Annotated in this window: 23 protein-coding genes; 6 read left to right on the top strand and 17 right to left on the bottom strand. The window is 69.3% G+C overall.

Annotated features, from left to right (window positions below; translation table 11 throughout):
* Positions 1-35: 35 nt before the first annotated feature.
* The 14 genes from IE302_RS43145 to IE302_RS41950 form a co-directional block, all read right to left on the bottom strand.
* Positions 36-1,382, bottom strand: a complete 1,347-nt coding sequence (locus tag IE302_RS43145; RefSeq protein WP_191260053.1) for an RDD family protein — start codon at positions 1,380-1,382, stop codon at positions 36-38.
* A gap of 145 nt (positions 1,383-1,527) precedes the next feature.
* The gene (locus tag IE302_RS42010) at positions 1,528-1,980 is read right to left on the bottom strand and encodes a DUF2752 domain-containing protein (protein WP_191260052.1); all 453 of its coding nucleotides are present in this window, start codon (positions 1,978-1,980) and stop codon (positions 1,528-1,530) included.
* Positions 1,977-2,327 carry a CD225/dispanin family protein gene (locus tag IE302_RS42005; protein WP_016332466.1) on the bottom strand — a complete coding sequence of 117 codons (351 nt, stop codon included), beginning with the start codon at positions 2,325-2,327 and terminating at the stop codon, positions 1,977-1,979. Before IE302_RS42005 ends, IE302_RS42010 begins: the two co-directional genes overlap by 4 nt.
* 25 nt (positions 2,328-2,352) lie before the next feature.
* Positions 2,353-2,694 carry a CD225/dispanin family protein gene (locus IE302_RS42000; protein WP_016332465.1) on the bottom strand — a complete coding sequence of 114 codons (342 nt, stop codon included), beginning with the start codon at positions 2,692-2,694 and terminating at the stop codon, positions 2,353-2,355.
* A 156-nt stretch (positions 2,695-2,850) separates the two neighbouring features.
* Complete coding sequence (gene era / locus IE302_RS41995; protein WP_191260051.1) at positions 2,851-3,750, bottom strand: GTPase Era; 900 nt, start codon at positions 3,748-3,750, stop codon at positions 2,851-2,853.
* A complete protein-coding gene (locus tag IE302_RS41990; RefSeq protein WP_191260050.1) occupies positions 3,750-4,076 on the bottom strand; it encodes a cytidine deaminase-like protein in 327 nt (108 codons plus the stop codon). The genes era and IE302_RS41990 overlap by 1 nt, the downstream gene beginning before the upstream one ends.
* Positions 4,069-5,421, bottom strand: coding sequence for a hemolysin family protein (locus IE302_RS41985; RefSeq protein ID WP_191260049.1), 1,353 nt, complete (start codon positions 5,419-5,421; stop codon positions 4,069-4,071). Before IE302_RS41985 ends, IE302_RS41990 begins: the two co-directional genes overlap by 8 nt.
* A gap of 10 nt (positions 5,422-5,431) precedes the next feature.
* Positions 5,432-5,986: an rRNA maturation RNase YbeY gene (gene ybeY / locus IE302_RS41980; protein ID WP_191260048.1), complete on the bottom strand. Its 555-nt coding sequence runs from the start codon at positions 5,984-5,986 to the stop codon at positions 5,432-5,434.
* Positions 5,983-7,083, bottom strand: a complete 1,101-nt coding sequence (locus IE302_RS41975; RefSeq protein WP_191260047.1) for a PhoH family protein — start codon at positions 7,081-7,083, stop codon at positions 5,983-5,985. The genes ybeY and IE302_RS41975 overlap by 4 nt, the downstream gene beginning before the upstream one ends.
* A gap of 113 nt (positions 7,084-7,196) precedes the next feature.
* Entirely contained in the window at positions 7,197-7,547 is a 351-nt protein-coding gene (locus IE302_RS41970) for a histidine triad nucleotide-binding protein (protein ID WP_191260046.1), read from the bottom strand.
* A 575-nt stretch (positions 7,548-8,122) separates the two neighbouring features.
* A complete protein-coding gene (locus tag IE302_RS41965; RefSeq protein WP_191260045.1) occupies positions 8,123-8,875 on the bottom strand; it encodes a 16S rRNA (uracil(1498)-N(3))-methyltransferase in 753 nt (250 codons plus the stop codon).
* Positions 8,876-8,878: 3 nt separating this feature from the next.
* Complete coding sequence (gene dnaJ / locus IE302_RS41960; RefSeq protein ID WP_191260044.1) at positions 8,879-10,045, bottom strand: molecular chaperone DnaJ; 1,167 nt, start codon at positions 10,043-10,045, stop codon at positions 8,879-8,881.
* A 42-nt stretch (positions 10,046-10,087) separates the two neighbouring features.
* On the bottom strand, positions 10,088-11,113 hold the full coding sequence (gene hrcA / locus IE302_RS41955) for a heat-inducible transcriptional repressor HrcA (protein ID WP_026466623.1): 1,026 nt from the start codon (positions 11,111-11,113) through the stop codon (positions 10,088-10,090).
* Positions 11,114-11,458: 345 nt separating this feature from the next.
* Positions 11,459-12,955, bottom strand: coding sequence for a CoA-acylating methylmalonate-semialdehyde dehydrogenase (locus tag IE302_RS41950; RefSeq protein WP_191260043.1), 1,497 nt, complete (start codon positions 12,953-12,955; stop codon positions 11,459-11,461).
* Between the two features lie 142 nt (positions 12,956-13,097).
* Between IE302_RS41950 and IE302_RS41945 the strand changes: the two genes are divergently transcribed.
* Entirely contained in the window at positions 13,098-14,729 is a 1,632-nt protein-coding gene (locus tag IE302_RS41945) for a PucR family transcriptional regulator (RefSeq protein WP_191260042.1), read from the top strand.
* A 59-nt stretch (positions 14,730-14,788) separates the two neighbouring features.
* Positions 14,789-15,154: an SSI family serine proteinase inhibitor gene (locus IE302_RS41940; RefSeq protein WP_093935367.1), complete on the top strand. Its 366-nt coding sequence runs from the start codon at positions 14,789-14,791 to the stop codon at positions 15,152-15,154.
* Between the two features lie 159 nt (positions 15,155-15,313).
* Here the strand turns inward: IE302_RS41940 and IE302_RS41935 are convergent, their stop codons facing one another.
* The 3 genes from IE302_RS41935 to IE302_RS41925 form a co-directional block, all read right to left on the bottom strand.
* The gene (locus tag IE302_RS41935; protein ID WP_191260041.1) at positions 15,314-16,870 is read right to left on the bottom strand and encodes a DUF4153 domain-containing protein; all 1,557 of its coding nucleotides are present in this window, start codon (positions 16,868-16,870) and stop codon (positions 15,314-15,316) included.
* A gap of 68 nt (positions 16,871-16,938) precedes the next feature.
* A complete protein-coding gene (locus IE302_RS41930) occupies positions 16,939-17,976 on the bottom strand; it encodes a HAMP domain-containing sensor histidine kinase (RefSeq protein ID WP_191260040.1) in 1,038 nt (345 codons plus the stop codon).
* The gene (locus IE302_RS41925) at positions 17,973-18,656 is read right to left on the bottom strand and encodes a response regulator transcription factor (RefSeq protein ID WP_191260074.1); all 684 of its coding nucleotides are present in this window, start codon (positions 18,654-18,656) and stop codon (positions 17,973-17,975) included. The genes IE302_RS41930 and IE302_RS41925 overlap by 4 nt, the downstream gene beginning before the upstream one ends.
* A gap of 241 nt (positions 18,657-18,897) precedes the next feature.
* Between IE302_RS41925 and IE302_RS41920 the strand changes: the two genes are divergently transcribed.
* From IE302_RS41920 to IE302_RS41905, 4 genes are read left to right on the top strand one after another with little or no spacing between them, the layout of a single operon-like run.
* A complete protein-coding gene (locus tag IE302_RS41920; protein ID WP_191260039.1) occupies positions 18,898-20,469 on the top strand; it encodes an NCS1 family nucleobase:cation symporter-1 in 1,572 nt (523 codons plus the stop codon).
* Positions 20,420-21,262, top strand: a complete 843-nt coding sequence (locus IE302_RS41915; RefSeq protein WP_191260038.1) for a nitrilase-related carbon-nitrogen hydrolase — start codon at positions 20,420-20,422, stop codon at positions 21,260-21,262. The genes IE302_RS41920 and IE302_RS41915 overlap by 50 nt, the downstream gene beginning before the upstream one ends.
* The gene (gene hydA / locus IE302_RS41910) at positions 21,262-22,647 is read left to right on the top strand and encodes a dihydropyrimidinase (protein WP_191260037.1); all 1,386 of its coding nucleotides are present in this window, start codon (positions 21,262-21,264) and stop codon (positions 22,645-22,647) included. The genes IE302_RS41915 and hydA overlap by 1 nt, the downstream gene beginning before the upstream one ends.
* A 10-nt stretch (positions 22,648-22,657) precedes the next feature.
* Positions 22,658-23,647 carry a TIGR03842 family LLM class F420-dependent oxidoreductase gene (locus tag IE302_RS41905; RefSeq protein WP_191260036.1) on the top strand — a complete coding sequence of 330 codons (990 nt, stop codon included), beginning with the start codon at positions 22,658-22,660 and terminating at the stop codon, positions 23,645-23,647.
* The last annotated feature ends 191 nt before the right edge of the window (positions 23,648-23,838 follow it).

Here is a 23,838-nt window from a genome sequence, read left to right as displayed (position 1 = left end):
GCGCTTCCCGGCGGGGGGATCCCGCCGGTCGTTCCTTACTGCTGCGGTGTTCCGGGCCCGTTCGGCCCATCCTCCGCCCCGGGCAGCTGCTGCCTCAGCTGCTCCGGCGTTATCTTCTGCGTCGGCTCGGCTTCGTCGAACCCGGACGGCGCCTGCTGAGGCTGCTGACCCGGGCGGAGCACCTGGGTCGGCTCGGGCTCTCCGAAGCCCGCTCCGGCCTGGGACTCCGGGGAAGGCGCCGCGGTTCCCTGCGGCTGCTGACCGAACGGCTGCGACGGCGGCTGTTGCGGCTGTTGCCCGAACGGCTGCGGCTGGGGCTGCTGCGGCTGCTGCGGCTGCGGCTGCTGACCGAACTGGCCCGGCTGCTGCTGCGCGCCGAACGGCTGCTGCGGCTGCTGGCCGAAGGGCTGGGACGGCGCGGGCTGCGCGGGGAACGACGGCGAAGGCGGCGCGGGGAAGCCCGGCGACTGGCCGAACGGCGCCGACGCGGGCGCGGCGTCGGCCTCGCCGGGGACGACGACGGTGTTGAGGATCTTGTCGGCGAACGTCTGCTTCTTCTCGTCCCACAGGGGCCAGAGGTAACCGAGGCCGCAGACCCAGCCGTCCAGGTTGTGGCACAGATCCCGGACGAAGGCCATCAGCGGGCCGATCGGCTGCCCGTCGGCCTCGCGGACGAGCTTGATCTTCACGATCTTCTTGCCGAGCGACTGGCCGGTGGTGCCCATCTTGAACCAACGGTTGTAGACGGTCCAGACGAGCCCCGCGAGGTAGCCGACACCGGCGATGATGCCGCCGATGACCGAGCTCACGTTCGTGGCGATGATGGCGCCGATGATCGGGAGCACGGCGATCGGCGCGAAGTCGATCAAGGTCCCGGCCGCGCGCAGGCCCCAGTGGGCGTAGTCGGTCCGCGGGCCGAACTGGGTGGCGGTCTGGCCGAAGGGGGACTGCTGGCCCGGCTGCCCGAACGGCGAAGGCTGACCCTGCGGCTGGCCGAACGGCGAAGCCTGCTGGGGTTGCTGCCCGAACGGCGACTGCTGCGGCTGCGCGCCGAACGGCTGCTGCGGTTGCTGGGGCTGCTGACCGAACGGGGACTGCTGCTGCGGCTGCTGGCCGAACGGCGACGGCTGGTCCCCCTGGGGCTGCGCGGGCTGCTGCCCGAACGGCGATGACGGCTGCTCACCGGCGGGCTGCTGCCCGAACGGCGAAGACTGGTCACCCTGCGGAGGCTGCTGACCGAACGGCGAGGGCTGCTCTCCCGATGGCTGCTGTCCGAACGGCTGCTGCGGCTGCGGTGACTGCTGCTGCCCGTCCCCCGGCGGGGGCCCGGATCCGGGCGGCGGCTCCTGTCCCGGCGGCTGCTGGCCGTAGGGAGTGGTCATCGAAATCCCCTCGCTGGTTCCTCGCCCCTGGCGCACGGGGCCTCGTGCGGCGACCCGGGCTGAATGTACGGCATGGATACACCGAGCAGACCGGTGCGCGGGAGCGTACTCGGTGCCACCGACGATCCGGGCCTCGGCCCGGCGCTCAGACGTAGAGCGAGGTGAACGGGGCGAAGGGCAGGTTACGGATGACGAACCAGACGACGAACACGACGCCGAACGCGAGCGGCGTCCAGCGCCAGTGCAGCCAGCTGTCGACCGACCGGCCGCGGAGCCTGCCGACCGCCCAGGCGACGGTGCTCCAGACGAGCAGCAGAAGGATCACAAAGGACACCGCGTTGTAGTGCAGCGCGGCGGGGATGTCCCCGTGCAGCGCGCTGTAGACCATGCGCATGCCGCCGCAACCGGGGCAGGCGATGCCGAGCAGTGCTTTGGTGGGACAGACCGGAAGCGGTCCGCCCGGGGTGGTGGGATCGCCCAGCCAGAGGACGACGCATCCCGCGGCGGCGCCGGCGGCGATGGCGAGGGGTGGTCCCAACGCGCGGGTCCGTGCTTTGAACCCGCGCGCCGGGAACCCCGTGTAGACGGACGACGTCACGGCGTGAAACTTCCCGCCGACGCGCCGATGATGATCATCACCACGATGAAGATGATGTACAGCAGGAAAAGACCGCCGGTGGCGATCGCTCCCCACATGGACCACTTCTTCGCGTCGTCGGCGGCTTTCTGGGCTTCGGCGTGGAAGCCCTGCGACCACAACGTCTGCACCTGGCTCGACTTCACGATCGCCACGATACCCAGCGGCAAGCAGCACAACACCGTGCAGAGAATGGCCCACACCAGGTTGTTGTCCGGCGGCGGACCGTAGTTCGGCATGCCACCGTAATACGGCTGCTGCGGCGGTGGCCCGCCCGGAGGCGGGTAGTTCGGGTACTGGTCGGTCATGAGGCCTCCCCCTCGATCACAAGGATCAGCGGTAGTTGTTCACGTCCACCGAAGCCGCGAAGACGCCGAGGAAGACGACCAGGACAACGTACAGAACGATGAGCACGCCACCGACGATCGCCGCGATGATCGACCACTTCTTGGCGGCGTCGGCCGCTTCCTGCGCGGCGGCGGGCTGGCCCTGCGCCCAGAGGGTGTTCACCTGGTTCGCCTTGACGATCGCGACGATGCCGAAGGGCAGGCAGCACAGGATCGTGGTGAGGATCGCCCACACCAGGTTGTTGTTGGGCGGCGGGCCGGGGTTGTTAAAGCCGCCACCGCCCTGAGGGTCGCCGGAGTAGTTGGGCAGGCCCTGGTTGTCGGTCATTTACCGCTTTCCCTTCACGAATGAGATGTGGAAATCGCTCCGCGCGCCGCCGCCCGATCAGCGATCACCGGAGTCGAGGAGTGAGACTCTAAGGTCACCCGTCCGGTTCCACATCATCAACCGGTCTCCGCGACCGAATCGAGACATTCCGTTCAGTCAGAAGCCCAGCCGTCGCAACTGACGGGGGTCGCGCTGCCACTCTTTGGCGACCTTGATGTGAAGGTCGAGGTACACCTTCGAGCCGAGAAGGCCTTCGATCTGCTGCCGGGCGCGGGCGCCGACGTCTTTCAGGCGCTCACCCTTGTGCCCGAGGATGATGCCCTTCTGGCTCGGCCGTTCCACATAGAGGAACGCGTGCACGTCGATCATGTCGTCCCGGCCTTCGTGTGGCAGCATCTCCTCGACGGTGACGGCGATCGAATGCGGGAGTTCGTCCCGGACACCTTCCAGCGCGGCCTCGCGGATCAGCTCGGCGACCAGGGTCTGCTCGGGCTCGTCGGTGAGTTCGCCGCCCGGATACAGCTGCGGACCTTCGGGAAGGTGACGCACCAGGAGGTCCGAGAGCGCGCCGACCTGGAAACCGTCCACAGCGGACACCGGGATGAGTTCGGCGAACTCCATGACCTCCTGCAGCGCGAGCAACTGCTCGGCGACCTGCTCGGGTTTCACGAGATCGGTCTTGGTGACGACGCCGATCACCGGGGTCCGCTTGGCGATCTTCTTGAGTTCGGCGGCGATGAACCGGTCGCCGGGGCCGACTTTTTCGTTGGCGGGCACGCAAAGCCCGACAACGTCCACTTCAGACCATGTCGAGTGGACGATGTCGTTGAGCCGCTCGCCGAGCAGTGTCCTCGGCCGGTGCAGGCCCGGCGTGTCGATGAGCACGAGCTGGGCGTCGTCGCGGTGGACGATGCCGCGGATGGCGTGCCGGGTGGTCTGCGGTTTGCTGGAGGTGATCGCCACCTTGCTGCCGACGAGCGCGTTGGTCAGCGTCGATTTGCCCGCGTTGGGCCGCCCGACGAAACAGGCGAAACCGGAACGATGCGGCTCGGCCATCAGTTCAGCACCTTGCCACTGGGGTCGGCGAGATAGATGGGGGCCTCCGCGGCGATGTCGCGCACCGCGTGCACGGACGCCTCCTTGAGCAGGCCCACGCCGGTGACCACGACGGCGGCTTCGATTCCTTCGGCTCCGCTCGAAACGGCTGCGGCGACGGCGGCCTGCAGCGCGGTGAGCTTGAACGACGGCTGGTCGACCGTGCTCGCCGCGTAGGTGCGGCCGTCGGTGTCGCGGAGCGCCGCGCCTTCCTCGGCCTGGGTGCGGGCTCGCGCGGACCTGGCCAGGGTCACCAGCTTCTGGTCCTCGGCGTCCAGCTCAGGCATGTTCGACACTCCTGTCACTTTCATCGGGCTGCGGGACCCGGGTGCGGCGCCTGCCCTGGGCTGCGTCGGTCACCGCGTCCGCGTCGGCGGGGTGGACGACCACCGTGGTGATCCGCATCCGCCCTCGCCGGTCCTTACCGCCTTCGGCGAACAGCCGAAGTCCGGCGACCTCGGCTTCGGCCCCCGGCAGCGGGACCCTACCCAGTCGCTCCGCGAGCAGCCCGCCCACGGTCTCCACGTCGTGGTCTTCGAGGTCGATCCCGAACAGTTCGCCCAGGTCGTCGATCGAGAGCCGGGACGAGACCCGGACCGCGCCGCTTTCGAGTTCTTCGACCTCGGGGCGTTCGTCGGTGTCGGATTCGTCGGTGATCTCGCCGACGATCTCTTCGAGGATGTCCTCGATGGTGAGCAGGCCCGCGGTGCCGCCGTACTCGTCGACGGCGATCGCCATGTGGTTGTGCGAGACCTGCATCTCCTTGAGCAGGTCGTCGAGCCGCTTCGAGTCCGGTACGAAGCTCGCCGGGTTCATCAGCTCCTCGACCAGGCGCTGCGACCCGCCCTCGGCCATGTACGCGGGCATGAGGTCCTTGATGTTGACCACGCCCACGACGTCGTCGACGGAGTCGCCGATCACCGGCAGCCGGGTGAACCCGGTGCGCAGGGCCAGCGCGAGCGCCTGGCGGACGGTCTTGTCGTGCTCGATCCAGACGATCTCGGTCCGCGGCACCATGACCTCGCGCGCGACGGTGTCGCCGAGTTCGAACACCGAGTGGATCATCTCGCGTTCGGATTCCTCGACGACGCCGCGTTCCTGGGCGAGGTCGACCAGTTCGCGCAGCTCGACTTCGGAGGTGAACGGGCCTTCGCGGAAACCCCGGCCGGGGGTGATGGCGTTACCGAGGACGATCAGCAGCCTGCTGAGCGGGCCGAGGATGGATCCGAGGACGCGGACGGGGCCCGCGACGACGAGACCGATCCGGTACGGGTGCTGGCGGCCGAGGGTGCGCGGGCCGACCCCGATGATCACGTAACTCACCACGACCATCACGCCCGCGGCGACGACGATGGCGAGCCACAACGGCCGGATCCAGCCGAGGATGTCGACGGTGACCAGCACGGTGGCGGTCAGCTCGCAGGTCATCCGCAGCAGCAGGATCAGGTTGATGTGGCGGCGGCGTTCGGCGATGACGAGGGACAGCTGACGCGCGCCGGGCCTGCCGAGCCGGACGAGACCGTCGGCGCGGGCCTTGGAGACCGTGCTGACCGCCGCGTCGGCGGCCGCGAACACCCCGGCGAGCAGGATCAGCGCGATGGCGATGACCAGCAGGGCCGTGGGACTACCCATGTCCGCGGGCCTAGGCGGGAGGTTCTTCGGCGGGCACGGCGTCGAGGCCGGCGGTGCCGAGGAGCCTGTCGTCCGCGGAACGCTGCGCGTCGCGCTTGTTGTGCGCGGCGACGGCCGCCTGGAACTCGCCGAGGATCCGCTTCTGCAGGCCGAACATCTCGCGTTCCTCGGCGGGTTCGGCGTGGTCGTAGCCGAGCAGGTGCAGCACGCCGTGGGTGGTGAGCAGGTGCAGCTCGTCCATCAGGGCGTGGCCTGCCGTCTTGGCCTGGTCCTTCGCGAACGCCGGGCACAGCACGATGTCGCCGAGCAGCGCGGGTGAGGCGTCGGGCGCGTCGGGGCGGCGGGACGAGTCGAGCTCGTCCATCGGGAAGGCCATCACGTCGGTGGGACCGGGCAGGTCCATCCACCGTTCGTGCAGGTCCTCCATCACCTCGAGGGTGACGAGCAGGATGGACAGCTCGGCGAGCGGGCTGACCTCCATCTTGTCGAGCGCGAACCGCGCGGCCGACACGATCGAGGTCTCGTCGACGTTCACGCCCGATTCATTGGCGATCTCGATGCTCATGAACGGCGCTGCCCTTTCCACCCGCTGCTTTGGCCACGACCGCCCTGGTCCTGGCTGTCCTGCAGCGCCTGCCACTTCTCGTACGCGTCGACGATGTCGCCGACGAGCTTGTGCCGCACGACGTCCTGGCTGGTGAGCTGGGCGAAGTGCAGGTCCTCGACGCCTTCGAGGATGTCCCGGACCACCCGCAGGCCGCTCTTCTGGCCGTTGGGGAGGTCGACCTGGGTGACGTCGCCGGTGACGACGATCTTGGCGCCGAACCCGAGCCGGGTGAGGAACATCTTCATCTGTTCCGGCGTGGTGTTCTGCGCCTCGTCGAGGATGATGAAGGCGTCGTTGAGGGTGCGGCCGCGCATGTACGCGAGCGGCGCGATCTCGATGGTGCCCGCCTGCATCAGCCGCGGGATCGACTCGGGCTCGACCATGTCGTGCAGCGCGTCGTAGAGCGGGCGCAGGTACGGGTCGATCTTCTCGTTGAGCGTGCCCGGCAGGTAGCCGAGGCGCTCGCCCGCTTCGACGGCGGGGCGGGTCAGCACGATGCGGGTGACCTGCTTGGCCTGCAGCGCCTGGACGGCCTTGGCCATGGCGAGGTACGTCTTGCCGGTACCGGCGGGGCCGATGCCGAAGACGATGGTGTGCTTGTCGATGGCGTCGACGTAGCGCTTCTGGTTGAGCGTCTTGGGCCGGATCGTCTTGCCGCGCCGGGAGATGATGTTCATGCTCAGCACTTCGGCCGGTGACTCGTGGTCACCGGTGGAGAGCATGCCGACGGTGCGGCGGACGGTGGCCGGGTCGACCTGCTGGCCGCGGCCGGCGAGCGTCACGAGTTCGGCGAAGACGCGTTCGGCGAAGGCGACGTCGGCGGGGGCGCCGGTCAAGGTGACCTCGTTGCCCCGGACGTGGACGTCGGCGGCGAGGAGTTCCTCGGCGACTCGGAGGTTTTCGTCCCTCGAGCCGAGCAGGCTGAGCGCGGCGGCGTCGGGGATGGGGAATCGGGACTGGGCCGCTTCGGTGACGGCGGCCTCGCCGTCCTTCGTCGGGGTGACGTCCGCGGGAACGTCGGGTCGGGCGGCTTCACCCGGTACGGTTCCGGCCACGTGGCCTCGGGCCTACTTCCTGCGCTTACGCTGCGATTTCAACAACTCTGACAAGGTCGATGTTACTGGTTGCGGGTGTCGGCACGCAGTCCGGTTTCTCCCGGTGGCGCGTTTCAGCGGCCGAAATGCCCCAGCTGCTCGCCGCCGAGCACGTGCGCGTGCACGTGGAAGACGGTCTGCCCGGCGTCACCGTCGGTGTTGAACACGACCCGGTAACCCGACTCCGCGATGCCCTCGATCTCCGCCACCTTGCGCGCCGCGAGCGCGACGTCCGCCAGCAACTGCGGGTCCGCCGCCGCCAGCTCGCCCACGTTCCGGTACCGCTTCTTCGGCACCACGAGCACATGCACCCGCGCCTGCGGCGCTATGTCCCGAAACGCATACGTCGTCGCGTCCTCGTACACCTTGTCGGACGGGATCTCGCCCGCGATGATCCGCTCGAACAACGTCTCCGCGTCACTCATCCCCCCACCCTATCCCCCACCCAGCCTAGCCCCGCCACGCCGCACTCGCGTGCTCAAACCCGGATCTCACGTGCTTGGAGCCGGATCTCACGTGATCGGCATCCAGTCACGCGAGTCACGCCTTCGAGCACGCGAGTCGCGCTTTCCCCTCACCAGGCGAGGGCCGCCAGGCCCTACGCCGAACGCAAGCTCCACGCACTCCGCGCTTCCCACTCACCAGGCGAGGGCCGCCAGGCCCTACGCCGATACCGAAGACCAACCGCCGCGTGAGGCACCGTGGGGGGTCCGGGGGGCTCGGCCCCCCGGGTAATACGCGGAACCGCGCCGCGGCGGTCGAATTTCGGGGCGGAGCCCCAGAAATGAAGACGCCGCGGCGCGGTGGAGCCTGGGGGTCGCTCCACCGCCGCCGCGGCTCCGCCGGACCGAGGGGGGAGGTGCCCGGCGGGGATTCATGCGCGCGACTGGGCTTCATCCCCAGTGGCGCGCCGAAACCGTGTGTTGCGCGTCAGTTAACGAGAGTAACGGCTGTTTGCGTGATCGCGCCATAACCGGCCGCAAATTAGTGGGGTGTTTTTTCACTTCCAGCGTTCGGTGAGAACTCCGAGTGCGCCCAGCGCGACGGCGGCGGCGGTGGAGGTGCGCAAAACGGTGGGGCCCAACCGGATGGCGGTCGCGCCGGCGTCGGTGAGGGTGGTGAGTTCTTCGTCGGTGATGCCGCCTTCGGGGCCGACGACGAGGAGGATGTCGCCTTGTGCCGGGAGTTGGATCTCGGTGAGGCGGGTGGCGATGCCGGATTCGAGGACGAGGGCGCGGGAAACGGTCTGGGCGAGTTCGGCGAGTTCGCGGGTGGTGACGGGCTCGGCGACTTCGGGGATGTGGGCGCGGCGGGCTTGTTTGGCGGCGGCGCGGGCGGTGCCGCGCCAGCGGTTGAGGGCTTTGTCGCCGCGGGTTCCTTCTTCCCAGCGGGCGACGCTGCGGGCGGCGCGCCAGGGGACGATGGCGTCGGCGCCGGCTTCGGTGGCGAGTTCGACGGCGAGTTCGCCGCGGTCGCCTTTGGCGAGTGCCTGGGCGACGATGACGCGCTGGGCGGGGGGTTCCTCGGTCCAGTGTTCTTCGATGGCGAGGGTGAGTGCCGCGTCGCGGCCTGTCTGGACGGCTTCGACGACGCAGCGCGCCATGCCGCCTTCGCCGTCGGAAAGCACGAGACGTTCGCCGGCGCGGAGCCGCCGGACGGTGGCGGCGTGCCGGGCTTCCTCGCCGTCGAGTGTGATGCGCCCGGAGCCGGGCAGGGTGTCGGTGAGGAAGACCGGCAGTGTCGTCTCGGGCACGGGTTACCGGTGGTTCTTGGTGCGCAGCTTGGAGAACAGCCCGCCGGGCTTCGAGCCGTTCGAGGACAGCGAAGGCACGTCTTCGCCGCGCTGCTGGGCCAGTTCGACGAGGAGGTCGCGCTGGGCGTCGTCGAGTTTGGTCGGGACGACGACGTCGATGTGGACGTGCAGGTCGCCGCGGCCGTCGACGCGGCCGGAGGACCGCAGTCGCGGCATGCCCTTGGCGGTGAGGACGAGTTCGGTGGCGGGCTGGGTGCCCGGTTCGATGTCGAGTTCGTAGTCGCCGTCGATGAGGGTCTCGATGGGCACCGTGGCGCCGAGGGCGGCGGTGGTCATCGGGATGCGGAAGTTGCAGTGCAGGTCGTTGCCCTGCCGGACGAACACCTCGTGCGGTGCCTCGTCGATCTCGACGTACAGGTCGCCTGCCGGGCCGCCGCCGGGGCCGACCTCGCCCTGGCCGGAGAGCCGGATGCGCATGCCGTCGCCGACGCCCGGCGGGATCTTGGCGGTGACGTTGCGGCGGGCGCGGACGCGGCCGTCGCCGCCGCACTGGCGGCAGGGGTCGGGGATGACCTCGCCGAAGCCGCGGCAGACCGGGCAGGGGCGGGCGGTGACGACCTGGCCGAGGAAGGATCGCTGCACGGACTGGACCTCGCCGGCGCCGCCGCAGGTGTCGCAGGTCTTGGTGCCGGTGCCTTCGGCCGCGCCGGCGCCGCGGCACAGGTCGCAGACGATGGCGGTGTCGACGGTGATCTCGCGGTCGACGCCGGTGGCGCAGTCCTCCAGGGTCAGGCCGAGGCGGATGAGCGCGTCGGAGCCGGGCTGCACGCGGCTGCGGGGGCCACGGCCGCGGCCGCCGCCACCACCTCCGGCGGCGCCGAAGAAGGCGTCCATGATGTCGCCGAGGCCGCCGAAGCCCGCGAACGGGTCTCCGCCTCCGCCGCGCGCGCCGCCGTCCATCGGGTCGCCGCCGAGGTCGACGACCTTGCGCTTCTGCGGATCTGACAGCACCTCGTACGCGGTGGTCACCTCGCCGAAGCGGTGCTGGGCGTCCTCCGACGGGTTGACGTCGGGGTGCAGTTCACGGGCCAGCTTGCGGTACGCGCGCTTGATCTCCTGATCCGTCGCGTTCTTCGCAACCCCGAGAATGCCGTAATAGTCCCTCGCCACCGTCTCCGCCTTCTCCTTCTGCTTCGGACCTCAACGCCGCGCTCAGCGGCCGGAGAGGATCTGCCCCACGTAGTTCGCCACCGCACGCACCGCGGCGATGGTGTTCGGGTAGTCCATCCTGGTGGGCCCGACGACGCCCATCCCGCCCAGCAGCAGGTCGTCCATGCCGTAGCCGATGGACACCACCGAGGTGCTGCGCATCTGCTCGTCCTCATTTTCCTCACCGATGCGCACCGTGATCGCACCGGGGTTGCGGGCGGCCGCGAGAAGCTTGAGCACGATGACCTGCTCCTCGAGCGCCTCCAGCACCTGCCGCAGCGATCCGGGGAAGTCCGAGACGTTGCGGGTGAGGTTCGCCGTGCCGCCGAGCACGAGCCGCTCCTCGGGGTGCTCGACCAGCGATTCCACCAGCACGGTGCAAACGCGGGTGAGGTTGTCGCGCAGCTCGCCCGGCGACTTTTCGGGCAGTTCGGCGACCGCCGCCGCGGCCTCGGAGAGCCGCCGTCCGGCCAGGGCCCCGTTGAGCACCGTGCGCAGCCTGCCGACGTTCTCCTCGGTGATGACGTCCCCGAGGTCGACGGTGCGCTGGTCGACGCGGCCGGAGTCGGTGATCAGCACCAGCATCAGCCGGGCTGGGGTGAGCGGCACCACTTCCAGGTGCCGGACGGCGGAGTTGGTCATCATCGGGTACTGGATGACCGCGACCTGCCTGGTCAGCTGGGCGAGCAGCCGGACGGACCGGCGCAGGACGTCGTCGACGTCGGTCCCGCTGTCGAGGAAGGCCGTGATGGCCCGGCGTTCGGCCGAGCTGAGGGGTTTGACCTCGGCGATCCGGTCGACGAACAGCCGGTATCCCTTGTCGGTGGGGATGCGGCCCGCGCTGGTGTGGGGCTGTGTGATGTAGCCCTCTTCTTCCAGCGCCGCCATGTCGTTGCGCACGGTGGCGCTGGACACACCGAGGTTGTGCCGGTCGACGATCGCCTTGGACCCGACCGGCTCCTGGTTCGACACGTAGTCGGCGACGATCGCACGCAGCACTTCGAAGCGGCGCTCTTCCGCGTTGGCCACCTGCACCTCCTCCGGCTCGTCCTCACAACGAGTTTACGGAAGGCATAGTGCCCGGGGAGCCGAAGGACGTCTTTGGGCCTCGTGAGTGGCTAGGACGCGGTACCGGCGCTTACCCGTCTGCTGTACATGAAGGCCCCCTTCCTTGCGCCTATCGCAAGGAAGGGGGCCTTCATGTACTCGGCAAGGTGTGAAGGCCGAGTTTCCTCGGCTCAGCCGAGGGAAGGGGGCCTTCACGCGCGGCCGCTGTGACTGCTGTGGCTGCTGTGGCTGCTGGTGCATATGGGGCGAAAGTGGCGATCGCCGAGTCCGTCAGAACCAGCCTTACCACTCACGACACCCGACGGCTCAGCTGTTGCGCGGGAAACCGAGGTTCACCCCGCCCTGCGAGGGGTCCGGCCACCGCGACGTGACGACCTTCGTCCGCGTGAAGAAGTGGAAGCCCTCCGGCCCGTAGGCGTGGCTGTCCCCGAACAGCGAGTCCTTCCACCCGCCGAACGAGTAGTAGCCGACCGGCACCGGGATCGGCACGTTCACGCCGACCATCCCGACCTCGACCTCGTTCTGGAACCGCCGCGCGGCCCGCCCGTCGTTGGTGAAGATCGCGGTGCCGTTGCCGTAGGCGTTGGCGTTGATCAGCTCCAGTGCCGCGTCGTAGCCGTCGGCCCGCGCGACCGCCAGCACCGGGCCGAAGATCTCGTCGGTGTAGACCGACATCCCCGGCGTGACGTGGTCGAACAGCGTCGGGCCGAGCCAGAATCCGCCGTCCTCGCCGTCGACCTCGATGCCGCGGCCGTCGACGACGAGCCGGGCGCCTGCTTCGACGCCCGCTTCCACATAGGACTCGACGCGTTCGTGGTGGGCGGCGGTGACCAGCGGCCCCATCTCCGAGGTGGGCCGCCTGCCGTCGCCGACGCGCAGCCGCGTGATCCGCTCGGCGATCTTCGCGACCAGTTCGTCGCCGACCGGGTCGACCGCGACGACGACCGACACCGCCATGCACCGCTCTCCCGCCGAGCCGAAGCCCGCGGAGACGGCCGCGTCGGCGGCGAGGTCGAGGTCGGCGTCCGGCAGGACGACCATGTGGTTCTTCGCGCCGCCGAGCGCCTGCACGCGTTTCCCGTGACTGGTCCCGGTTTCGTAGACGTATTTCGCGATCGGCGTCGAGCCGACGAACGAGATCGCCTTGACGTCGCGGTGTTCCAGCAGCCCGTCGACGGCGACCTTGTCCCCGTGCAGGACGTTGAGCACGCCGTCGGGCAGGCCCGCTTCGGCGAACAGTTCCGCGATGAACACGGCCGCGGACGGGTCCTTCTCGCTCGGTTTGAGCACGACGGTGTTGCCGCAGGCGAGCGCGTTCGGCACGAACCACAGCGGGACCATCGCCGGGAAGTTGAACGGCGAGATCACGCCGACGACGCCCAGCGGCTGCGAAATCGAGTAGACGTCGACGCCGGTCGAGGCGTTCTCGCTGAACCCGCCCTTGAGCAGCTGCGCCGCACCGCAGGCGTACTCGACGTTTTCGATGGCGCGCGCGATCTCGCCCGCCGCGTCGGATTCGACCTTGCCGTGTTCGCCGGTGACGATCTTCGCCAGCTCGTGACGCCGTGCCGAAAGCAGCTCGCGGAAGGCGAACAGCACCCGTGTCCGCCCGGCCAGCGACGTCCCGCGCCAGCCCGGGAGCGCCCGGGACGCGGCCGCGACGGCGGTGTCGACGTCGTCCTGCGCCGCGAAGGCGACCTTCGCCCGCACCTGCCCGGTGGCCGGGTCGAACACGTCACCGGATCGTTCGCTCACGCCTTCGCACGGTTTGCCGTCTATCCAGTGGTTGATCCGGTCGGTCACGAGGTCCGCCTTCCTGGTCCGGGTGCCTGCTCCCGGTCGAGTCTGGGTGCGCGCGCCACACCGACGCCATCGGCAACGTGTACGGACTCCCGGTCCCGGCCGTACAGTCTGTCTCTCTGCGTTCCGACCAGGTGGGAGGCCGATGTACCCGACCGTCGCCGAGGTGCTCGCGCTGCCGGTGCTGCGCCAGGGCAGGCCGCATGTGGTGGCGGGGGCGGCGGGGCTGGACGCGCCGGTCCGCTGGGCGCACGTCGCCGAGGTCGCGGACATCGCCCCGCTGCTGCGCGGCGGGGAACTCGTGCTCACCACCGGGGTCGCGCTGCCCGACGACGGTCCCGCGCTCGCCCGGTACGTCGCCGACCTGGCGGGCGTCGGGGTGGCCGGGGTGGTCGTCGAGCTGGTCCGTCATTGGAGTGACAAGCTGCCGCCCGCGCTGGTCGAGGCTGCGGACCGGCACGGCGTCCCGCTGATCACCCTTTCGCGGGAAACGCGCTTCGTGTCGGTCACCGAGGCGGTGAACGGGCTGATCGTCGACGCCCAGGTCGCCGAACTCCGCGCGGCGGAACGGGTCCACGAGACCTTCACCGCGCTGACGATCGCCGGCGCCGAACCGGGCGACATCCTGCGCGAGGTCGCGAGGCTCACCGAACATCCCGTCGTGCTGGAGACTCTCTCGCACGAGGTCCTCGCCTACGACACGGCCGGGACCGATCCCGGCGAACTGCTGCCCGGCTGGCCGTCGCGGTCGCGGCCGGTGCAGGTCGGCGAGCGGACCGGCTTCCACGCGGGCGCGGGCTGGCTGATCACCGTGGTCGGCGCGCGCGGGCACGACTGGGGACGGCTGGTCGTCGTCTGCGGTGATCCGCCGCCGCACCGGCACGTCGTGGTCGCCGAACGCGCCGCGTCCGCGCTCGCGGTGCACCGGCTGGTCGCCAAGGACACCGACAGCCTCGAACGCCAGGCGCACCGCGCGATCCTGACCGAACTGCTGGCGAACCCGGTGCCGCCCGGCGAACTGACCGCGCGGGCGTCCGCGCTGGGGGTCCCGCTGACGGGACGGCTGCTGGTCGGGGTCGCCGTGCGGCCCCGGATCACCGCGACCACCAGGACCGCGCAGTCGACCCCGGTCCTGCTGAGGGAACTCGCCGAGGCGACCGCGCTCGCCGCCCGGCGCGCCAAGGTGTCCGCGCTCGTGGCCACCGACGACACGCAGGTGCGCGCGCTGATCGCGCTCTCGCCGGAGGCAGGGGTCGACGCGGTCCTGCGCCGCCTGGCCACCGACGTCCACGAGGCCCGCTCCGGCGCGCCCGCCGTGGTCGCGGTCGGGACGACGGGCAGCGGGCCCGCCGAGGCGCGCCGGACGCTCGTCGAAGCCGCCCAGGTCGCCGCCGCGGCGCTCGCCGAGCACGCCGGGAACACCGAGCGGGTGGTCCACCGGCTCGACGACGTCCGGTTGCGCGGGCTGCTGCATCTGCTGGCGGGCGACGAGCGGATCACCGCGTTCGCCGCGCGGGAGCTCGGCCCCTTGCTGAGCAGGGACGCCGCGCAGGGCAGCAGACTCGTTCAGGCGTTGAGGCATTACTGCGAGCACGGGGGCAACAAGTCGGCGGCCGCGGCGGCCGCGCACACCTCCCGCACCGCCTACTACCAGCAGCTGGCCCGGATCGAGCAGGTCCTGGGGGTGCGGCTGGAAGATCCGGAGTCGATGCTCTCCCTTTATGTCGCCTTGCTCGCGCACGACATCCGAGATGCGGACGACCACACGACCGGGTGAGTAAATCTCACCCGAGCGTGGAACACAGTGATCGGGTCACGTCAGCCGATAGGGTTGATATGGCTTTCTTCGAACCGATCGGCGCCTGTGTGCTCGCGCTGGCCTGTATGGCCCCGGCACAACCCGCCGAATCCACGTTCCAGCTGACCAGCCACGACGCACGGGGCCGGGTCGGTACCGTCTCTCTCACCTGCGAGCCCACCGGCGGATCCCACCCGGGACGCGGTGGCGCCTGCGCCAAACTGTCCGAAGTGGACGGAAAGTTCGACAGGCTGCGCGCCGAACCGCGGTCCTGCACCCTGGAGTACAACCCGGTGGACGTCTCCGCGGTCGGCAAGTGGCGCGGCGAACCGGTCACCTACCGCACCTCGTACGCCAACCGCTGCGTCGCCGACACCGAGTCGGCCGGCGTCTTCACCTTCTGACCCGCCCGGAAAGCGTTGCCACCACAGGCTTCTTCCGCCGAGGAAGCCGGTCGCGGCAGCACCGCCGGGCCTCCCCCTCGGTGGCCCGGCGGCCGCCGTACACCGCCGCCTTGATCGCCCTCACCCCCAAGAGGGCGATCAAGGCCGTGGTGTCACGGCTCAAGGACGGGCCAGGTACCGGCACCCGATCCCGTCTCTCGCGGCAACGGGGGTCTGACGCGCGAGGGACCGGCTCAGGTTCCATCCGCGCCAATCATCTTCCGAGACTCCGGTCACGACCGGCCTGAGCACACAGGACCGCAGCGGTTCCGGGAGCCGGTCCGCCGACGGCACGATGTCGGCGGAAAACCCTGACAGGTAATCGGTGTCGAGGGTCTTGCCGTGCGCGAGCCGGTCGATGTTGCGGTCGGCGATGAACCGTTCCGGGTCGAGGACGGCCAGCCCCAGCAGCGCCACGACGGCGGCGCCGATGGCCGCGCGCGGCAGCCAGGACGACCGCAGCGGGATCAGGGATACCAGCACCAGCAAGAAGATCAGGCCGATCCACAGTTCGCACACCTCCACCAGCAGCCGCAGCACGGTGAACCCGTACGCCTGCTGGTATGTCCACATGCGACTCAACGCCGACGCGACCAGCACCAGGCTGAGCACGCTCAGCGCCCCGAGCAGCCCGCGCTGCCAGGCACGATCGGCCGCCGAGGACTTCGGCGCCCACCGCAGCGCGGCGGCGACCAGCAGCAGGGTCAGCACGGTGATGGCGGACAGCTGCCAGAACCCGCTCCTGGCGTACTCGGCCGCCGTCAGGCCGCTCGTGACCAGGACGTATTCGCTGCCGCCGAACAACACGACGAGCCGGACCACGACGAAACTCGTGAACAGCAGCACCAGCACGCCGAGCGGCAAGGCCCATTCGAGGCGATGCGCCAGCCGCTTGCGCGGCGCGTCGTCGTCGGCGGGCAGCGGTGGCGCGGCCAGCAGGTAGCAGGCCCCGGTGACGGCGAACGCGGCCACCACGAAGAGGAAACCCCAGCGCACGAAGATGTCCGGGCTCAACTCGGGGATCACCGCGTCGACGACGCTCGCGAACGCGGCGTCCGCGCCCCGCAGCAGCGGGACGAACACGAGCAGCAGCAAGGCGCTCACCAGGACCGGCACGAGGAACTTCGGCCTGCCACGGCTTTCCGTCTTCTTGCCGAGCTTCGCCAGCCCGCGCCCGATCCACGGGACCGAGAGCAGCGCTTCGATCGGGACCGCGAAGACGTCGTAGACGATCGTGTTGACGGTGCGTTTCCCGACCACCGCGAGCGACCCGGCGACGCAGGCGGTCAGCACGCACAACACGTTGAGCCACACGGACGCCCGGAACATGCCGACCGCGAGCAGCCCGAGCGCGGCCACCGCCCACAACGCGTTGACCAGGCCGAAATGCGGTTCGGCGTCGGTGCGCGCCCGTTTGTCGGCGAAGTAGACGGCCACCGCGAAGGCGAGCCCGGCCACGAACCAGCCGACTCCGGGATCGTCCGGCATGACCACGGCGGCGATCAGCCCGGCCGCGACCGCCGCGGACAGCACCGAGCCGGGCAACGGCACGATCGCCGACTTCGGCGGCACCCGGGGCCTCATCAAGATCGGGACCTGCGGCGCGGGCGGCAACGTGGTGGCCGTCGCGGACGGCGGCGACGCGTGCGCCTGTTTCTCCTCTTGAGCTTCGCTCATCGAATCCTCCAGTTGCGAAAGCACATTTCATGGGATGTGAGCGGCCGACGAAGGAAACGCGGCCGGGGCTAAGGAACGGGGATGACGACGCGGATGACGCAGCCCGTCCGGTGTTCGGGAGTGACCACGGCGATGCTGCCGTCGTGGAGGTCGACCACCCACCGGGCGATCGCGAGGCCGAGACCGGTGCCTCCACCGCCCGCCCGCTCGCCGCGGGTGAACCGTTCGAACACGCTGTCCCGCTCCCCCGGCGGAATCCCGGGACCTTCGTCTTCGACCTCGATGACGACGTTGGGCCCGCGGGCCTCGGCCCGCACGCGGACCTCTCCCCCGGCGGGCCCGTGCCGGACGGCGTTGTCGAGCAGGTTGACCACGACCTGGTAGAGCCTGCCGCGGTCGGCGACGGCGGTCGCGCCGGGCGGCTGGACGTCGACGGCGAACCGCACGCCACGGCCGGTCGCGGCGGCGGTCACCCCCGCTTCGGCGGCGACCTCCTCCAGCAGCAGTTCGAGGTCGAACTCCTCCAGCTGCAACGGGAACGCGCCGGCGTCGATCCGCGAGAGATCGAGCAGTTCCGAGACCAGCCTGCCGAGCCGTTCGGTCTGCTGCAGCGCGGTCTTCAGCGTCGCCGGATCGGGCTCGGCGACCCCGTCGACGAGGTTCTCCAGCACCCCGTTCAGCGCGGTGATCGGGGTGCGGAGTTCGTGGGACACGTTCGCGATCAGCTCGCGGCGGCGCTGATCCGAGGCGTCGAGGTCGGCGGCCATCTGGTTGAACGCGTGCGCCAGCTCCCCGACCTCGTCGCGGGCGGTCGCCCGGACCCGCCGCGTGTAGTCGCCCTTGGCCATCGCGCGGGCGGCGGCGGTCATCTCGCGCAGCGGCCGGGTCATCCCGTGCGCCAGGATCTGCGAGGTGACCACGGCCAGCACCATGGCCGCGATCGTGGTCCGCGGCGGCAGCCAGCCGATCTGCCAGTTGAAGAAGGCGAACGCGATACCGCCCGAGGACACCAGCAGGATCGCGAGCTTGAGCTTGATGGAACGGACCGGGTCGAGCGGCCTCGGAAGCGCGTCGACGATCCGGCCGAACAGCGGGCGAAGCTTCACGATCCCACCTCCAGGGCATAGCCGACGCCGTGCACGGTGCGGATGAGGTCCGCGCCCAGTTTGCGGCGCAGCGCCTTGATGTGACTGTCGACCGCGCGGGTGCCCGAACCGGTGCCCGCTACGTCCCAGTCCCAGACCTCGCTGAGCAGGCGTTCCCTCGGCTGGACCGCCCTCGGGCGCTTCGCGAAGTGGACGAGGAGGTCGAACTCGATCGGCGTCAGCTGGGCCGGGGTGCCCGCCCGGGTGACCCGCCGCTGGTCGACGTCGATTTCGAGGTCGCCGAGCACGATCTTCGTACCCGCTTCGCTCACGTCGGTGCGGGCCGACCGTTCGACGCGGCGCAGCAGCGCGTGCACCCTGGCCGAGAGGACCCGCATGGAGAACGGTTTGGTGAGGTAGTCGTCCGCGCCGACGCCGAGGCCGATCAGCATGTCCGTCTCGTCGGAACGGGCGGTCAGCATCAGCACCGGGACGGGGCGGCGGGCCTGGATCCGGCGGCAGACCTCAAGTCCGTCGAACCCCGGGAGCATCACGTCGAGCACCACCAGGTCCGGGTCCCGCTCGGCGTCCGTCTCGACACCGGACGGGCCGTCGTGCGCCAGGTCCACCGAGAATCCCTCGGCCCGCAACCGCGCGGCGATGCTTTCGGCGATGGTCACGTCGTCCTCGACGACCAGCACCCGGCGTCCTCCCAGTTCCATGGGGATGACTGTAAGCACCGGCCGTGGAGACCATCCGGGTGAGCTGTGGAGATCCTGTGGAGATGTTTCAGCCGGTTTGCCGGATTACTACGTCCGCGTGTGTGACGCAGGTCATGCACCGCGATCCTTCGAAAGCAATCGACAGTCTGCGCTCCGACGCCATCAACAGTGAACAGTCTGCCAGTCCCACCCGCGCGGGGCGGGCGAGCACGATTCCGCAATGGAGCCGACGGCACGCGGTACGCAGCACGTGCATCCTGATGGCCGGGTAGAACTCGGCGAGGTCGAGTCCTTGAAGGACAGCCGCTTCTACAACGAAGAACTCGCCCCGGTTCCGGTCGAAAAGCGGACCTGGACCACCTACACCTACTTCGCGCTGTGGATGGGCATGGCGCACAACATCCCGTCGTACGCGCTGGCGGCGTCGCTGATCGCGCTCGGGATGAACTGGGTCCAGGCACTGATCACGATCACCATCGGCAACCTGATCGTGCTGATCCCGATGCTGCTCAACAGCCACGCCGGGACGAAGTACGGCATCCCGTTCCCGGTGTTCGCCCGCGCGTTCTTCGGTATGCGCGGCGCGAACCTGGCGGCGTTGCTGCGGGCGTTCATCGCGTGCGGCTGGTTCGGCATCCAGACCTGGGTCGGCGGTGAGGCGATCTACATCATCGTCGGACGGCTGGCGGGCTCCGGCTGGAAGGACTCCGCGGTCGTCCTCGGCCAGCACTGGACGCTCTGGCTGTCCTTCGGGCTGTTCTGGCTGCTCCAGATGCTCATCATCTGGCGCGGTATGGAGGCGGTCCGCCGGTTCGAGAACTGGACGGCGCCGCTGGTGTCGGTCGGCTTCCTGATCCTGCTGGGCTATGTGCTGGTCAAGGCGGGCGGGCTCGGCCCGATCCTGTCCGAACCCGGGAAACTCGGCTGGGGACCGGACTTCTGGAAGGTGTTCGCGCCGTCGCTGATGGCGATGATCGCGTTCTGGTCGACGCTTTCGCTCAACATGCCGGACTTCACCCGCTTCGGCGGCAGCCAGGGCAAACAGGTCCGCGGCCAGATTCTCGGCCTGCCGACCACGATGACGTTCATCGCGATCGTGGCCATCCTGACCACCTCGGGCGGCAGCGTCCTCTACGGCGAGCAGATCTGGGACCCGGCGAAACTGGCCGACCGGTTCGACTCCCCGGTCGTGGTGGTGGTCGCGCTGATCGCGCTGGTGCTGGCGACCGTGTCGGCGAACCTCGCGGCCAACGTGGTCAGCCCGTCCTACGACTTCTCCAACGCGTTCCCGAAGAAGATCACCTTCGCCGTCGGCGGGCTGATCACCGGGATCATCGGCATCCTCATCCAGCCGTGGCGGCTCTACTCCGACCCGAACATCTACATCTTCGCGTGGCTCGGTTTCTACGGCGGCCTGCTCGGCGCCGTCGCCGGGGTGCTCGTGGCCGGCTACTGGGTGATCAACCGCACCAAGCTGCGGCTGCGGGATCTGTACACCGAACGCGGTGTCTATTGGTTCAACGGCGGATGGAACTGGCGGGCGCTGGTCGCGACACTGGTCGGCGCCGTACTGGCGGTCGGCGGCGCGTACGGCGGGCCGTTCCCCGCCGACGGGCTGATCCCGGTCCTGAAACCGCTCTACGACTACAACTGGGTCGTCGGCCTGGCGGGCGCCTTCGTCGTCTTCCTGCTGCTGTCCCTGCCCGAACGCAACCGCACTACCGATATCGAGGAGGACACAAGTGAGCGACCTGGTCCGAGCCGGATTGATCCAGCAGCGGTGGACAGGTGACAAGGAGTCGATGATCGCGAACGCGGTCGAAGCCATCGGCAAGGCCGCGTCGCAGGGGGCTCAAGTCATCTGCCTGCAGGAGTTGTTCTACGGCCCCTATTTCTGCCAGGTGCAGGACACCGACTACTACTCCTACACCGAAGGCATCCCCGACGGGCCGACGACGAAGCTCATGCAGGAGGTCGCCGAACGCCACGGCGTGGTGCTGGTCGTGCCGATGTACGAGGTGGAGCAGCCCGGCGTGTACTACAACACCGCCGCGGTGATCGACGCCGACGGCACCTACCTCGGCAAGCACCGCAAGAACCACATCCCGCAGGTGAAGGGCTTCTGGGAGAAGTTCTACTTCCGGCCCGGGAACATGGGGTACCCGGTGTTCGACACCGCCGTCGGCCGCATCGGCGTCTACATCTGTTACGAGCGGCACTTCCCGGAGGGCTGGCGCGCGCTGGGCCTGGCGGGCGCCAAGATCGTGTTCAACCCGTCGGCGACCAGCCGGGGCCTTTCGGAGTACCTGTGGCGGCTGGAGCAGCCCGCGGCCGCAGTCGCGAACGAGTACTACGTCGGCACGATCAACCGCGTCGGCGTGGAACCCTTGGGCGACAACGACTTCTACGGCCAGTCGTATTTCGCGGATCCACGCGGCCAGCTCGTCGGCGAAGCCGCGTCCGACACCGAGGAGGAGATCGTCGTCCGCGACCTCGACATGGCGAAACTCGCCGAGGTACGGGATCTGTGGGCCTTCTACCGAGACCGTCGTCCCGACAGCTACGGACCCCTCGCGGAGGCGTGATGACCACCCTCATCAGCGGCGGGCAGGTGCTGTCCACAGCGGGCGCCTCGGCGGCGGACGTTCTCGTCGACGGCGAGATCATCGTGGCCGTCGGCGCCCCGGGCACGCTCGGACCTGCCGACGAGACCATCGACGCCACCGGGAAGTACGTGCTGCCCGGCGGGATCGACGCGCACACCCATATGGAGATGCCGTTCGGCGGGACGCATTCCGTCGACACCTTCGGCACCGGGACGACGGCGGCGGCGTGGGGCGGGACGACCACGATCATCGACTTCGCCGTCCAGGCCAAGGGCACTTCCTTGCTGTCCACCATGGACAAATGGCACGAGAAGGCCGACGGCAACTGCGCCATCGACTACGGCTTCCACATGATCGTCTCCGACGTCAACGATTCGTCGTTGAAGGAGATGCAGGCCTGCGTCGACGGCGGCGTCGGCAGCTTCAAGATGTTCATGGCGTATCCGGGGGTCTTCTACTCCACGGACGGCGAGATCCTGCTGGCCATGCAGAAGGCGCGCGAGATCGGCGCGACGATCATGATGCACGCGGAGAACGGCATCGCGATCGACCAGCTGGCCGCGCAGGCGTTCGCCGCCGGGAAGATCGACCCGGTACAGCACGGGCTCACCCGGCCGCCGGAGCTGGAGGGCGAGGCGACCTCGCGCGCGATCCAGCTGGCGAAGGTGACCGGGGCGCCGCTGTACATCGTGCATCTCTCGGCGTCGCAGGCACTGGCGGCGGTCGCGGAGGCGCGCAACGACGGGCAGAACGTCTTCGCGGAGACGTGTCCTCAGTATCTCTATCTGTCCATCGAGGACTTGGCGAAGCCGGATTTCGAGGGTTCCAAGTACGTCGCCTCTCCCCCGCTGCGCGAGAAGTCGCATCAAGCGGATCTGTGGCGAGGGCTGCGCACCAACGACCTCTCGGTGGTGTCGACGGATCACTGCCCGTTCTGTTTCAAGGACCAGAAGGAACTCGGCCGCGGCGACTTCCGCGCGATCCCCAACGGGATCCCCGGCGTCGAGCACCGGATGGATCTGCTGCACCAGGGTGTCGTGGCGGGCGAGCTCACCCTCGGCCGCTGGGTCGAGACCTGCTCGACCACCCCGGCGCGGATGTTCGGGCTGTACCCGCGCAAGGGTGTCATCGCCGCGGGTTCGGACGCGGACGTCGTCATCTACGACCCGGCGGCGAAGCAGACCTTGTCGGTCGAGACGCACCACATGAACGTGGACTACTCGGCCTACGAAGGGCTGGAGATCACCGGCAAGGTCGAGACGGTGCTGTCGCGCGGCCGCGTGGTGGTGTCACCGTCCGGCTTCTCGGGCAGTACGACGCACGGGAAATTCCTCTCGCGCGACCTGAACCAGTACCTGAACTGAGGCGGTGGCCGTGGATTTCGGGATTGTTCTGCAGACCGACCCGCCCGCGCGCGACCTCGTGCGGCTGATGAAGGCCGCCGAGGACGAGGGTTTCCGCTACGGCTGGACGTTCGACTCGTGCGTGCTGTGGCAGGAACCGTTCGTCATCTACTCGCAGATCCTCGCGGCGACGTCGTCGATGATCGTGGGCCCGATGGTGACCAGCCCGGCGACGCGGGACTGGTCGGTGATGGCGTCGACCTTCGCCACGCTCAACGACATGTACGGCAACCGGACGGTGTGCGGGATCGGCCGCGGCGACTCGGCGCACCGAGTGGTCGGCATGGCACCGTCCACTTTGGCCACTGTGCGCGACTGCATGCACGTGGTCAAGGAACTCGCGGAAGGACGCGAGGTCCTGTTGCGGGACAAGCCCGTGCAGATCCCGTGGATCCGCAACGGCAGGCTCGAAATGTGGATGGCGGGCTACGGGCCGAAGGCGCTGAAGACGGTCGGCGAACACGCGGACGGCTTCATCCTCCAGTGCGCGGATCCCGCGATCGCCCGGTGGACCATCGGTTCGGTCCGCGAGGCGGCCCGGGCGGCGGGGCGGGATCCGGGCGGGATCACGATCTGCCTCGCGGCGCCGGCGTACGTCGGGGACGATCTGGCGCATCAGCGGGAACAGTTGCGCTGGTTCGGCGGGATGGTCGGCAACCATGTCGCAGATCTCGTGGCGCGGTACGGTGATTCGGGGCCGGTGCCGCACGAGCTGACCGACTACATCCGTGAACGGCAAGGCTACGACTACTCGCACCACGGGCGGGCGGGGAATCCCTCGACCGACTTCGTACCGGACGAGATCGTCGACCGGTTCTGCCTGGTGGGCCCGTCTTCGGCGCATGTGGAACGGCTGGAGGAGCTGGCTTCGCTGGGTGTGGACCAGTTCTCGCTGTACCTCATGCACGATCAGCGGGAAGAGACGCTGAAGCGGTACGGGGCGGACGTCATCGGCCGCTGACTCCTCCCGCGTTTCGTCCTCTGGATGCTGCCTCCCACAAGCATGCACCGCATCCAGAGGACGAAACGCATAGAGCGTCGGGTGTTCGCGCGTGAAGGCCCCCTTCCCCTTGGGTTCTAGCGGTGGTTGCAACACCTGAGTTGTTCAGGGGTTGTGTGTTGTTCGAGATCCGCAGGGACAGGTCGCCTCAG

This window comes from Amycolatopsis oliviviridis (assembly GCF_014654365.1).
Classification (GTDB): Bacteria; Actinomycetota; Actinomycetes; order Mycobacteriales; family Pseudonocardiaceae; genus Amycolatopsis; species Amycolatopsis oliviviridis.
This window is presented reverse-complemented; position numbering and strand designations above follow the sequence as displayed.